The organism is Nocardia jiangxiensis NBRC 101359 (genome assembly GCF_000308615.1).
Taxonomy (GTDB): domain Bacteria; phylum Actinomycetota; class Actinomycetes; order Mycobacteriales; family Mycobacteriaceae; genus Nocardia; species Nocardia jiangxiensis.
Window position 1 is genome coordinate 348,966 of the sequence record NZ_BAGB01000068.1, and the last position, 13,332, is coordinate 362,297.

12 protein-coding genes and 1 tRNA gene are annotated in these 13,332 nt (G+C 67.6%); 10 read left to right on the forward strand and 3 right to left on the reverse strand.

Going from position 1 to position 13,332, the window contains the following annotated elements:
* Positions 1–104: 104 nt before the first annotated feature.
* Together ON40_RS30810 and ON40_RS30815 are read left to right on the forward strand one after the other, a co-directional pair.
* On the forward strand, positions 105–1,046 hold the full coding sequence (locus ON40_RS30810) for a daunorubicin resistance protein DrrA family ABC transporter ATP-binding protein (RefSeq protein ID WP_040828367.1): 942 nt from the start codon (positions 105–107) through the stop codon (positions 1,044–1,046).
* Positions 1,043–1,804, forward strand: coding sequence for an ABC transporter permease (locus ON40_RS30815; RefSeq protein WP_040828369.1), 762 nt, complete (start codon positions 1,043–1,045; stop codon positions 1,802–1,804). Before ON40_RS30810 ends, ON40_RS30815 begins: the two co-directional genes overlap by 4 nt.
* On the opposite strand, the gene ON40_RS30820 is transcribed toward ON40_RS30815, so the two are convergent.
* Positions 1,788–4,949 (reverse strand): AfsR/SARP family transcriptional regulator, encoded by a 3,162-nt coding sequence (locus ON40_RS30820; protein WP_040828371.1) that lies wholly within the window; start codon positions 4,947–4,949, stop codon positions 1,788–1,790. The genes ON40_RS30815 and ON40_RS30820 overlap by 17 nt on opposite strands.
* A gap of 231 nt (positions 4,950–5,180) precedes the next feature.
* Here ON40_RS30820 and ON40_RS30825 point away from each other — a divergent pair, with 231 nt between their 5' ends.
* The 8 genes from ON40_RS30825 (at position 5,181) to ON40_RS30860 (ending at position 11,817) form a co-directional block, all read left to right on the forward strand.
* Positions 5,181–5,813, forward strand: coding sequence for a DUF4097 family beta strand repeat-containing protein (locus ON40_RS30825; RefSeq protein WP_040828372.1), 633 nt, complete (start codon positions 5,181–5,183; stop codon positions 5,811–5,813).
* A 150-nt stretch (positions 5,814–5,963) separates the two neighbouring features.
* The gene (locus tag ON40_RS30830) at positions 5,964–6,104 is read left to right on the forward strand and encodes a hypothetical protein (RefSeq protein WP_157186474.1); all 141 of its coding nucleotides are present in this window, start codon (positions 5,964–5,966) and stop codon (positions 6,102–6,104) included.
* A gap of 4 nt (positions 6,105–6,108) precedes the next feature.
* On the forward strand, positions 6,109–6,294 hold the full coding sequence (locus ON40_RS30835) for a ferredoxin (protein ID WP_040828374.1): 186 nt from the start codon (positions 6,109–6,111) through the stop codon (positions 6,292–6,294).
* A gap of 22 nt (positions 6,295–6,316) precedes the next feature.
* Positions 6,317–7,543, forward strand: coding sequence for a cytochrome P450 (locus ON40_RS30840; RefSeq protein ID WP_040828375.1), 1,227 nt, complete (start codon positions 6,317–6,319; stop codon positions 7,541–7,543).
* Positions 7,544–7,756: 213 nt separating this feature from the next.
* Positions 7,757–7,832, forward strand: a tRNA-Thr gene (locus ON40_RS30845).
* A gap of 410 nt (positions 7,833–8,242) precedes the next feature.
* Entirely contained in the window at positions 8,243–9,382 is a 1,140-nt protein-coding gene (locus ON40_RS30850) for an acyl-CoA dehydrogenase family protein (protein ID WP_040828376.1), read from the forward strand.
* Positions 9,383–9,384: 2 nt separating this feature from the next.
* Positions 9,385–10,815, forward strand: coding sequence for an MFS transporter (locus ON40_RS30855; protein ID WP_157186475.1), 1,431 nt, complete (start codon positions 9,385–9,387; stop codon positions 10,813–10,815).
* Between the two features lie 3 nt (positions 10,816–10,818).
* Positions 10,819–11,817 (forward strand): LLM class flavin-dependent oxidoreductase, encoded by a 999-nt coding sequence (locus ON40_RS30860; protein WP_040828378.1) that lies wholly within the window; start codon positions 10,819–10,821, stop codon positions 11,815–11,817.
* On the opposite strand, the gene ON40_RS30865 is transcribed toward ON40_RS30860, so the two are convergent.
* Entirely contained in the window at positions 11,818–12,702 is an 885-nt protein-coding gene (locus ON40_RS30865; RefSeq protein WP_051193779.1) for an oxidoreductase, read from the reverse strand.
* 146 nt (positions 12,703–12,848) lie between these two features.
* Positions 12,849–13,313 (reverse strand): hypothetical protein, encoded by a 465-nt coding sequence (locus ON40_RS30870; protein ID WP_169541924.1) that lies wholly within the window; start codon positions 13,311–13,313, stop codon positions 12,849–12,851.
* Positions 13,314–13,332 lie beyond the last annotated feature (19 nt).

The window sequence follows — 13,332 nt, forward strand, 5'->3', positions numbered from 1 at the left end:
CCTCCCCGCGCGCCATATCCCCCGTTACCAGCTCGAACCCCGTGTCAGGGGCCGTGTCAGGCCGACATCAGGCCCATATCAGCCGGGCTGGCGACAGTATCCCCATGAACATGGCAATCACGGCCTCCGGGCTGCGGAAGTCGTACGGCGACAAGGCCGTACTCGATGGCGTCGACCTGAGTATCGGTGCCGGAACGATCTTTTCGTTGCTCGGACCGAACGGGGCGGGCAAGACGACGACGGTGAACGTGTTGACCACGCTGTTGAAGGCGGACGGCGGCACGGCACACGTCGCCGGGCACGATCTCACCACCGCACCCGAAGCGGTGCGCGCGGCGATCGGTGTGACCGGACAGTTCGCGGCGGTGGACGAGCTGCTGACGGGCGAGGAGAACCTGCAGATGATGGCGGATCTGCACCGCCTGAAGGGCGGCGAGCGCAAGCGTGTCGTCAGCGAGCTGCTGGAACGATTCGATCTGGCAGGGTCGGCGAAGAAGCGGTCGTCCACCTATTCCGGTGGGATGCGCCGTAAGCTGGACCTGGCGATGACGCTGGTCACCCGGCCGCAGATCGTCTTCCTGGACGAGCCGACCACGGGCCTGGATCCGCGCAGCCGACGCACGATGTGGGAAATCGTGCGGGAGCTGACCTCCGACGGCGTGACGATCTTCCTCACCACCCAATATCTCGAGGAGGCCGACCAGCTGGCCGACCGGATCGCGGTGCTCGACCAGGGCCGCATAGTCGCCGAGGGCACCCCCGACGACCTCAAGCGCCAGATGCCCGGCAGTCACATCCGGCTCCGGTTCACCACGATCGACGAATTGGATTCGGCCGCACGGGCGCTGCCCGGATCCACCCGCGACGACGAGGCCCTGACCCTGCGGGTTCCCGGTAGCGGCGGCACGAAATCCCTTCGGCTGCTGCTGGATCGGCTCGGCGAATCCGCAATCGAGGCCGAAGAGGTCTCCGTCCACACTCCCGATCTCGACGACGTCTTCCTTTCCCTGACCGGTCACGCGACCACGGAGGCCACAGCATCATGAGCACCATCACAGCACCACTCGGCGATTCCTCGATCATGTTGCGCCGCAACGTCAAACACATCACCCGGACCCCGGTCACGATCTTCAACGCGGCCCTGATGCCGGTCGTGATGATGCTGATCTTCGTGTACGTGTTCGGCAGCGCGTTCGATGTCGGCGAGCACTACATCGACTACGCGACGCCGGGAATGATCCTGCTGGCCATCAGCTACGGCCTGTCGGGCACGGCGGTATCGGTGAGTTCCGATATGGCCAAGGGCATCATCAACCGCTTCAAGGTGATGGACGTGTCCCGCAACGCGGTCCTGATCGGTCACGTCGTGGCCACCGTCCTGACCAACGTGGTCGCCATCGCGGCCATCGTCGGCATGGCCTTCGCGCTCGGATTCCGTTCGTCCGCAACAGCACTCGACTGGCTGGGCGCGATCGGCGTCATGGCCGCGACATCGTTCGCGGCCTCCTGGCTCACGGTCGCGCTCGGGATGGCGGCGAAGACTCCGGAATCCGCGGGCATGAGCGTCGTGCCGCTGATCATGCTGCCCTTCCTGAGCAGCGCGATCGTGCCCGCCGACAAGATGGGCCAGGGCGTGCGGCAGTTCGCGCAGTATCAGCCCTTCACGCCGATCATCGAATCCCTGCGCGGTTTTCTCACCGGACACCCCTGCGGCGGATACACCGCGGCTGCGCTGGCCTGGTGCGCCGGGTTCGCCATCGTCGGATACCTGTGGGCACGTGCCACTTTCAACAAGCGAGTGTAGTCGCGGCCAGCTCATGCCAGTCCGCCTGCGCACCCTCCCTCGTCGCCTCGGTGAAACGTTCTTCACCGAGGCGACTTCGTGCTGCCTGCTCGATCCGGGCCACGTCCGGCTGGGAATGATCGGGGAGTCCACGGACCGCCTCGCCCGCCGCGAGCAGCCGCGCGGCCTGTTCGTCCCGGCCCTCACGCAGGGCCAGATCCGCGATCCCGACCAGCACTCTGGCGACGAAGGGCGCGTACCCCGCCTCGGCGGCGGCCCGGAAGGCCACGGTGTGCTGTGCGCGCGCCTCGTCGAGACCGTCGGCGAGATAGCCGAGCTGACTGTGTATCTCCGCGCTGACGCTCGCCTGCTCGACGTCGCTGCCGAACAGGGTTGTCGCGGTATCGATCTGCCGATGGGCCTCCGCCGCGTCACCGCTCCACCGGGCCAGATCCGCCTTCGCCATGGCCAATCCGGCCAGCGCGCTCGGCCAAGCAGCCTGATCCGCGCACCGCTGCGCCTCCGCCACGGCGAACGCACTCGCCTCCGAATCACCCAGCAGCCAATATAATTGGGCCTGGCGCCACCGGCATCGGACGACATCGTCGAGCGTGCCGACCTCGGTGACCACCGCGATCCCTTGCTCGAAATACTCACACGCAGAAGCGAATTCGCCACGCATGGCAATGCGATCCGCCAGTTCGGTCAACGCGAAGAAAATGCCCCAACGCTCACCGATCGCCCGGAACTGGGCCAGGGCCGTCTCGAAGTACTCGTCCGCCTCCCGCCCCTGCCGGCCGACCATCGTCCGCATCTTGCCCAGCTGCAACCGGGCCAGCGCACGCACCCAGGGGTCGTCGTCGGTGAGCAGCGGTTCGAACGCGGTCAGCAGCGCGTCCGGCCCCTGCAGCATTCGTTCGAGCGCGGCGACGAACCCGAGCAGCGGGTAGCGGGCCTGGCTGTGCCGGCTGAATCGGTATGCCTTGTGGATCCATTCCTGCGCCAGGCTCTCATCGGTCGGCCCGGACATCATGAAGTGCACGACCAGGCCGTACACCATGGCCCGCGTCCCGTCGTCGACCTCGCCGGGCAGGTCGGCGGCCGCGGTGATCAACTCCAGGCCCTCGGCCTTGTGCCCGCCGAGCCACCAGTACCAGCCCGCGGCCGCCGCGAGCCGTATCGCCCCCGCATCGCCGGCCGCGAGCCCGCCGCGCATCGCCACCGCGATGTTGTCGTGCTCGGCCTCGAGCGTTGCGAGCCACCGGATCTGCTCTGCGCGGCGCAGATTCGGCTCCGCGGCCTCGGCGAGCTCGGTGAAATACTCCAGATGCGCCCGGCGCGCCGACTCCGATTCACCCGACTCCTCGAGCCGTTCCCACGCGTACTGCTGGATCGTGCCGAGCATCCGATACCGCGGCCCACTGTCGTCGGCGATGAGCAGCAGGGATTTCTCGGTCAGGGCGGTCAGCAGCTCGAGTATCTCCCATTGCTCGATCGCCGTATCCTTCCCGCCCCCGCGACCCCCGACCCTCACACAAACCTGTTCGGCCGCTTCGAGACTCACGCCACCGGAGAACACCGAGAGCCGACGCAGAACCATCCGCTCGGCATCGGTGAGCAGCTCCCAGCTCCAGTCGACCACCGCGCGCAGCGTCCGATGCTGCGGTATCGCGGTGCGGCTGCCGCCGGTCAGCAGCCGGAACCGATCATCGAGGCGAGTGGCGAGCTGATCGAGCGACATGGTCCGCAGCCGGGCCGCGGCCAGCTCGATCGCCAGCGGTATTCCGTCCAGGGCCCGGCAGACGTGCACCATCGTCGACAGGGCGCGGGCATCGGCCGGGAGATCCTTGCGCACAGCACCGGCCCGATCCCGCAGCAGCTGCACCGCCGGGGAGGCTTCGATCTCGCCGGTGCTCGCACCCTCGGCCGGCAACGTCAACGGCTCGACCTGCCACAGCGCCTCACCCGTGATGCCGAGCGGTTCCCGGCTCGTAGCGAGGATCCGCAACTTTCGGCACTCCCCCAGCACCCGGTGGGCGAATGCCGCCGCGGCATCGATCACATGCTCGCAGTTGTCCAGGATCAGCAGCGTTTCCCGTTCACGCAGCGCCGCGACCAGCCGGTCCATCGGTTCCGCATGCTGCACGGCAAGCAACGCATCCCGCAGACCCAGCGCAGCCAGTGCCGATTGCGCCACATCACCGGTCGCACCGACGGAAACCAGCTCCACCAGCCAGGCCCCGTCCGGCAGGTCGTCGAGCATGCTGCGCGCGGTCTCGAGCGCCAGCCGGGTCTTTCCCGAGCCACCGGGCCCGGTCAGGGTGGTGAGCCGATGGTTCGAGATGAACTCGCGCACGGCCGCGACGTCGGCGTATGTGCCGATGAACGTGGTGAGCTCGGCCCGCAGATTCGTCCTGCGCTCCGCCTCCTCCCGCGCACCGACCTCGCCCCGCAGCAGCGCGACGTGCAGCGCCGACAGCTCGGGTGAGGGGTCCGCGCCCAGCTCGTCGGCCAGTGCCTCCCGCGCGCGCTGGTAGACGGTCAGCGCCTCGGCGGCACGCCCCGCCTCGCCCAGCGCCCGCATCAGCCCGGCAACCAGCCGCTCCCGCACCGGGTTCCGGGCCACCAGCTCGGTCAGCTCGGCGACCAGTTCCGGCCCCCGGCCGAGCCGAATCTCCGCCTCGTACAGATCCTCCGCGGCCGCCAGGCGCAAGCCCTCGAGCCGAGTGACCACCGCGTCGACGCCCTCACTGTCCTGGATACCGACGTCCTGCATCAATGCGCCGCGCCACAGCTCGACGGCCTCGCGCAGCAGCTCGGCGCGATGCGCGTCGCCACCGCCACCGGCCTGGTCCAGCAGCTGTTCGAAGCGCACGGCATCGACGGCACCGGGCTCGATGATCAGCCGGTATCCGCCCGCCTGCACATCGAGCGACCCGTCCGGCAGCACCCTGCGCAGCCGGGAAACCAGCGCCTGCAGCGCATTCGCCGCGTCGGCGGGCGGCTGCTCGCCCCAAATCCAATCGACCAGCGTCGATTTCCGGACCGCGCGGCCGGGTTCGAGCGCCAGGGCGATCAGCAACGCCCGCAACCGCGCACCCGGTACTTCGATCACCCCACCGTCATCTGCTCGGATATCGAGCGGTCCAAGCAATGCGATCTTCACCCGGCCATTCTGCCGTGAACGGGCAAATCGTCCACCGACAACTTTCCGGCGGCCACGCAACCGAGGTCTACCAGGTGGAACACCGTGCCGGCCAGACCGAACGCCGTGTCAGCGGGCATGTCAGAGCGATGTCAGGCCGGTATCAGCCACCCCGGCGAAAGTATTGCCATCAACGAAATACAGCAATCCAGCACACCGGCTGAATTCGCTACTCGCACAAGGAGAAACGCCATGAACATCTTCCAGACCCCGAACCCGATCGCCGTCGTCGTCGATGTCCTGTCCGCGACCGTGAACGTGATCGCCTCGGACCGCACCGACACCATCGTCCAGGTCCACCCCGCCGACGAGTCCAAGAAGGCCGACGTGCGCGCCGCCGCGCAGACCCAGGTCGACTTCGCCGCGGGCACCCTGACCGTGACGACCCCGAAGGACTGGCGCACCTACTCCCCCTTCGGCGGCAACCCCACCATCGAGGTGACCATCGAGGTTCCCACCGGCTCCCAGCTGAGGGGCAACGCCGGAGTGGGCCGCCTGCGGGGCACCGGCGAATTCGGCGAATGCCGGCTGGAGATCGCCGCGGGTGACATCTTCGTCGACCGCCCGCTCGGCTCGGTCACCGCCAAGACCTCCTGCGGCGACATCCGCATCGGTGCGGCAGCCCGCGGAGACATCCGGCTGGAAACCTCCATGGGCGAGCTCGAGGTCGGCATCCGTCCGGGCAGCGCGGTGAACGTGCAGACCAACACCATGAAGGGCAACGTGCAGAACCAGCTGGGACCGGTCGCGGACGCCAGCGGCGACACCGTGCAGGTGTACGCGCGCAGCGCGATGGGCAACATCACCATCCACCACGCCGCCTAGTGCGCCCGGCACCTCCGCAGGCGGGTGCGCGACGCGCGTCAGCGTCGGCACCCGCCTCTGGAAACGGCCTCGAGCAGGATGAACATCGCCCCACCCGGCATGTCAGGTCCGTATCAGGCCGGTATCAGCCGACCCGGCGACAGTATTCCCATGAACAGCTCAGCAATCGCGGCGACCGGGCCGCGGAAGGCGTACGGGCACACAATGATCCGCAACGACGCGGAGATGCGCAACGACGCGCTCGCCATCTGCCGCACGCCCTCGCGCCCGGTCGCCGGGGAGAAGGGGTGAGCCCATGGAACTCAGGGTGGACCGGGAGCGCTGCATCGGCGCCGGAATGTGCGTACTGACCGCCCCCGGAGCATTCGGCCAGGACACCGCGGACGGCCGGGTGATCCTGCTGCGCGACCCGGCCGAGCCCGAGGCCGTCCGCGAGGCCGTCCGGGTGTGCCCGTCCGGCGCGATCACCATCGTCGAATAATCGTCACGTAAGGAAAACCCCGATGAGTCAAGCAGATTCGATCCCCCACGGCCTCGCCACCGACCGCGACGCGGGCCCCTTCAACCCGCCCAGCGGTACCACGCGGCTGCGCGAGACCCGCCCCGTCAGTCCCATCGTCTTCCCCGACGGTCACCAGGGCTGGATCGTCACCGGTTACGAGGCGCTGCGCACGCTCATGGCCGACACCCGGTTCAGCTCCCGCCAGGACATCGGTGTTCTCCACACGCTGGAGGACCTGCCCGGCCTGCCCGTCGACCGGGAACCGTCCCCGCAGATCCCGGGCGTATTCATCGCGATGGATCCGCCGGACCACACCCGGCTGCGGCGCAAGCTCACCGGCGCCTTCACCGTCCGGCGCATGAAACAGCTCGAGGACCACATCGTCGAGGTCGTCGAGCGGCAGCTGGACCACCTGGCGAGCCTGACCCCGCCGGTCGACCTGGTCGAGGAGTTCGCACTGCCGGTGCCTTCACTGGTGATCTGCGAACTGCTCGGAGTTCCCTACGCGGATCGCAGGACCTTCCAGGCGAATTCGGCCAAGTTCCTGATCAAGGACCAGCCGATCGAGGAGAAGATGGCGGCGTACGGCGCGCTGACCACCTATCTCGCCGAACTGGTCATGAGCAAGCGCGCCGACCCGGGCGAGGATATTCTGTCCGACCTGGCCCGCCAGGACGACCTGTCGATCGAGGAGCTCACCGGCATCGCCTTCCTGCTGCTGCTCGCGGGTCACGAGACCACCGCGAACATGTTGGGGCTGGGCACCTTTGCGCTCCTGGAGCACCCCGGGCAAGCCGCCGAACTTCGCGCCGACCCGGATCTGATGCCCGGCGCCGTCGAGGAGCTCATGCGCTATCTGTCCGTCGTCGACATCCTCTACCGCTACGCCGTCGAGGACATCGAGCTCGGCGGCGAAACGATCGCCAAGGGATCGACCGTCGTCATCTCGACGCTGGCCGCCAACCACGACCCGCACCGCTTCGACAACCCCGACACCCTGGACATCCACCGCACCGCCCGCGGCCACCTGTCCTTCGGCCACGGCGTCCACCAGTGCCTCGGCCAGCAGCTGGCCCGCATCGAGATGCGCGCCGGCTTCCAGGGACTGCTGCGCCGCTTCCCCACCCTCGCACTGGCCATCCCCGCCGAGGACGTGAAGCTCCGCACCGACATGAACATCTACGGCGTGCACGAACTGCCGGTCACCTGGACCGACACGGCCGAATAACCCGATACGCCAACTTCAGGGCGGTGGATCCGAGGGATCCCCGCCCTGAACTTCTGTGCCAACGAATTACACCGCCGAGCTGCTCCCCGGCGAAGTGCTCACCACCCGAGAACTGGCCCTACGCCCCCACCCAGCCTGCCCAGCCATCAACGCTGACCTCCCCGTTTTCGCGATCCGCCACCGAGACGATAGACTCGCACAGCCGAAAGGTACGCCGCCTTAGCTCAGTCGGTAGAGCGCTTCACTCGTAATGAAAAGGTCGGGGGTTCGATTCCCCCAGGCGGCTCCATTTTCCCTGGTCGATCCTGGTTCAAGAGTCGATTATGTCGACGCGGACTGCCGAGATTCCTGCAAGATCCCAATCACTTCCCTCCGCGTGCAGATGGACACTCTCCGCCGACAGCACGCGTCAGCGCATCGGCGGCAGCTTCGTGCGCCCTCGCCCGATACAGCGCCGTTGAGTCATGGCCAGGTCACCATCATCCCGCCGCACTCGAACCGTCGCGCGGCAACTCCGGCCAGATCGCGCACAGGAACCACCGCTCCCGCCAGCACCCCCACCCCCTGGGAACATTCCACAAAACTATGACACATCATTCTGTGGTATGTACCATCAAACTGTGGCATATTGAACCGGCCGGAGAACTACATCGAGCGCTGCCGCCCAGGTAGCGCGGACGTTTTCGCGATGGAGAGCGGATGACCACATTCAGCACACCTCCCGCCGATGCCGGGGCCGTAGCGGTGCAGGAGCTCTGCCGGGCCGCGGAGGCACACCGAGAGTTCGGGGACAGATACGGGACGTTGCATCCGAAGGTGTGGCAGGAGTTGGAGGATTCCGCGCTGCCGCGCGCTGCGTTGCCGAAGCAGTTCGGCGGGCTCGAGTGGTCGGTGCCGCAGCTGTTGGAGGCGGTGCGCGAGGTTTCCGTCGCCGATCCGGCCACCGGGTGGGTGGCTGCGATCAACGGTCCGGCCGGGGCGTTTCTGTCTCGCCTATCTCCTTCTGTCGCAGGTGATTTCGCCGACCGCCGCCTGGTGATCGGCGGCTCCTCGGTACCTGTCGGCACCGCCGTCCGGCACGGTACGAGGGTTCGGCTGCGGGGACGCTGGCCGCTGGTCACCGGTGCGCCGTCGATGACCCTGGCTGCGCTCGCGGCTCCCGCGATGGAATCCGACGGAGTCTCGGGCACCCGGTGGTGGCTGGTCCCGCCGTCGGCATTGGTTATCGAAAAGGACTGGGACGCATTGGGTTTGCGCGGTAGTGCGTCCTACACACTCGGCTGTGACACCGTGGTGCCGAGCGGACACAGCGTCGACCTGACCGCACCACCGAACATCGACGCGCCGATGTTCCGATACCCGCTCTACAGCCTGTTGGCCGGGTGTATCGCGGAGGTCGCACGGGCGACCGCGGACCGCGCACTCGCTGCCTTCGCGAACCTGGCCGCTTCCACCCGCACCCGTTACGGGGCCGGACCGCTCGCCGAACAACCCGTCGCGCAGGCGGCATACGCCCGCGCGCACGGACGTGTGCAAGCCGCGGCGGCGTTGCTCGACAGCGCCACGACGCTCGCGTGGTCCAGCGCGCAGGTCGGCGAGGTTCCCACCGAGCAGGTGGCGCTGCTGCGCTCGGCCTGCTGTCAGATGGTCGATACCGCGCAGGAGGTGTGCCGCGACCTGTTCGAGGCCGGTGGCTCCGCGGCGATCCACCGGCGCAACGGACTCGAGGGATGCTGGCGCGACACCGTGGTGATCGCCCGCCACGCCCTGGTCGCGGCGCGCGGACGACAACTCGTCGGCGCGCATCACCTCACTTCCACTGCAGCCAAGGACCTGTGACGGTGCGGTCCGCTCCAGCGCTACCCGCGCCACCGTCCGCCGCCCCAACCCGAGCATCCAGCTGGACCCTGGTCGCGCTGTGCCTCGGCTTCTCCCTGGTGACCTTCGACAACACCGTCGTCACGGTGGGCCTGCCGCAGATGCAACAGCAACTCGGCATCGGCGCCGAGGTCGCACTCTGGATCGTGGACGCGTACATGGTGGCCTTCACGGCGCTCCTGCTCATCGGCGGCTCACTCGCCGACCGATGGGGAGCCAGACGCGTGTACCTGAACGGAACCGCACTGATCGCCGCAGGCTCGGCATTATGCGCGGTCGCCGACTCGGGCGGACTGCTCATCATCGGCCGGGCGCTGCAAGGAATCGGTGCGGCGGCGGTGATGCCCGGCTCCCTGGCGTTGATCAAATCCAGCTACACCGACGACCGGCATCAGGCTCGCGCGGTCGTCATCTGGACGACGGCCGGCAGCGCCGCCGCGGTCGCGGGACTCGTCTGCAGCGGTGCGCTCGTCTCCGCCTTCGGCTGGCGAAGTCTGTTCTGGACGAATCTGGCCGTCGCCGTTCTAACGCTCGCCCTGTCCGGACTGTGCTTGCGCGAAGCGCCGACCGTGCACAACCGACTGAACCTGTTGAGCCAAGGCGTATTTCTCGCCGCCCTGACATCCTTCGTGGCAGGTGTGATCGAGTGGGGAGCATCGAGTACGGATTCGCTCACGGGTCCGGTCCTCATGGCAGTCGGTCTGGCGCTCGCCGTGGGCTTCACCGTCGTCGAACGCCGATACCCCAGCCCCGCACTGCAACTGTCACTGCTGCGTCGTCCGGACGCCCGCGCCGCCACGACAGTGGCATTCGTGGTCAACTTCGGTTTCTACGGACAACTCTTCCTGACGGCCGGATTTCTCCAGCGAGTCGAGGGATTCTCGCCCCTGCAAACCAGTCTCGTGATCACGGTCGAAGCGGTCGGGGCGGTGTTCGGTTCACCGTGCGGCAGTTGGATCGCCGAACGCTCTTCGTACCGCATCGCCATGCTCACCGGACTGCTGGTCATCGCAGGCGGAATGCTCGTCATGGCGACGGGCGTATGGACTCACACACTGGAACTCACGGCCGGGTCGTCGTTCTTCGTAGGTCTCGGCGTCGACCTCGCGATCGCCTCGGCGACAGCGGATATGCTGCGCGTCGCGTCCACCGGCCGCGCCGGGGCCGCATCGGCCCTGCTGACGGTGTCCCGCCAGGTCGGCAGCGCGATCGGCGTCGCCGTGCTCGGTGTGGCAGGGGCGGCGAGCGCCCCATCGGCAACCGGTTCCTCTCGCGCGTTGATCATCGCCGCGCTGAGTTGTGCGGTGGCCGCATACCTCATCCGACGGACAGGCACCGCACGATTCCACGGCCGACTCGGTGACCGGCCCGCGACTCCCGCAACAAGCAGGTGAGAGATGAAGATATCGATCCGCGTCAACAACGACCTGTCCTACGACGAACTCCTGCAACTGGTTTCGGCCGCCGAAGCGGCAGATGTGGACCAGATCTGGGTATCGCACGATCTGCTGCTGCGTTCCGCGCCGGTGCTGATGGGCGCTCTCGCCGCACGGACCGAACGCATCCACCTCGGCATCGGCATCATGAATCCGTACACGGTGCACACCACCGAGATCGCGATGGTGGCCGCCACCGCCCAGGAGGTCTCCGGCGGCAGATTCGCCCTCGGAGTGAGCGCGGGTGCGACCGACTTCCTCGGCTGGGCCGGACTCGAGCGCCGACGACCGATGACGACGGTGCGACAGTCGGTGACAGCGTTGCGAGCCCTGTTGGGGCACAACGACATAGCCGAAGACGACCTACCGGACTGGTGGAGCAGTTCGTTCTCGCTTCGTTTCCCTCCGACGAGCCCGGTACCGGTATACATCGGCGCGACGGGACCACAGATGCGCCGGCTGGCCGGCCGGATCGCCGACGGAGCACTCCCCCTGCTCCCCTGCCCGGACCTGTTCGGCAAGATCAGCGCCGATATCCACAGCGGCCTCCGCGACGCCGACCGCGACAGCGCCGCATTCGATCTACCGGCATGCATCTGGGTATCGGTCGGCGAACGCGACGCAGCGCGCCGGGCACTGGCCGAGAAACTCGCCTACTACGGCCAGTCCTTCTCCCCGGACCATCTGGCCCCGGCGGGCCTACGCCCCATCGACTTCCATGAGGCCGGAAGATACGCTCGCGCAGGGGATCTCGGAAAGGCCGTGGAATTCATCGACGACCGGATGATGCGTCTCGCCGTGGTCGGATCACCCGAGGAGGTGATCGAGGGGTGTCTCGAGTTGCGCGAACTCGGTGCCCGACACGTTTCGTTCGGTCCACCCCTCGGCCCGGATCCCCTTGCCGCACTTGCAAAACTGGGACGCTCGGTCATTCCGGCACTGCGTTCGGCGACGTCGTGATCAGCCAGGTCCATCGCTCGCGGCGGCGAGCAGCGGCACCACCAGATCGCTGATCGGCGTCGGGATACCGTGGGCCCGTCCGCGACGCAGCACGACACCATTGCGCACGTCCCATTCGAGCGGCCGATCGGCTTCACGGTCGGCGAGGATGGAAGTGCCCATATCGGCCGGGTAGGCCCGAAACCCGTCGACGATCTCCTGCGGCAAGTCATCGCTCAGCGCCGCGCCGTCGGCTCGGGCAACCTCGAGACACTCTCGGAGATAAGCCAGGGACAGTTCGGCGATATCGCCCCTGGCGAACATCCCGGAGCGCCGCCCCGTCAGAACCATCAATCCGGCGACCGCGTTCTGCAACAGCTTGCGCCACGCCACGGACTTGAAGTCCGCGGCCAGTTCGACCGAGCACCGCGTGCCACCCAGAGTCTGGACCACCACACGAGACGCCGATGTGTCCGGCAGGGTCAGGCGCGCCTCGCCACGCAACCACACCGAACCGTCGGACTGGGTCTGAGCGGGAAACCACACCACCGAGGGGATGACCCGAGCACCGCAGACATACGGCCCGACAACCGATTCCTGCTCGACACCGTTCTGGAGAACACAGACGACAGTGTCCGGACCGCACAATGCCTTCAACCATGACGCTGCCGCCTCGACCTGCGTCGACTTGACGGCGAGGAAGACGAGATCGGCCGCCCCGTCGACCTGTGCCGGGTCGATCTGCACAGGCCCCGGCACGACGACCCGGCCGCCCTCCACCTGCAACTCGAGGTTTTCACGCGCGGTCCGACCACACATCCTCGGCGTCCGGCCGACCTCGTGCAGCGCCGCCGTCACGGTCGTGCCGATCGCCCCCGGCCCCACAACGGCGACGGTTGGATTCATCGACAACATCCTCTCCCTCGAGTGGTCCCGGCCTCGCACCCGGCCGAGCAGGCCCTTGTGTCTCGGACAGATCGTCTACCGAGGTTAGGCAACTCGCGCCGCCACCCCTTGGCCCGACCCAGTGAAACCCCGCACCACGAACCGGATCACAGACCTGTGTGTCGGGATATGAAGGTTCGGTAGGCGAGCCAGATCATGAACGCCTGGTGGTCGAGCGGGACGACCGGCGCGAGGGAGAGCCACTGGCGGTGAATGAAGATGGCGGTGAACCAGCCGTCGCCCAAGGGTTCGCCCTGTTCGGTGACGGTGTAGCGGTCGCCTCTGCCCTGCACCATCTGGTAGCGGCGGTCTGCTGCCTGAATTCTCCAGTCGTACCGCGCGAGGTGGGTGGTGACGGCTGTCATCGTCGCCGAGGCCGGAGGTGGCGCCAACGGGTCGGCATCTGGGGGGACAGGGTGGGCGCGGATATCGACGTTGGAGTGGTTGCGGAAAGTCATTGTCGCCGTCGGCAGATCCGCGATGGCACGATGCCCTCGTTCCCGGAGAACGCCGACAGGCCGGTCGTCGTGAGTCAATTCCAGACGACGCCACCTGGCCCGCGCTACCAGCATGCGCCGACGATAACGCGAC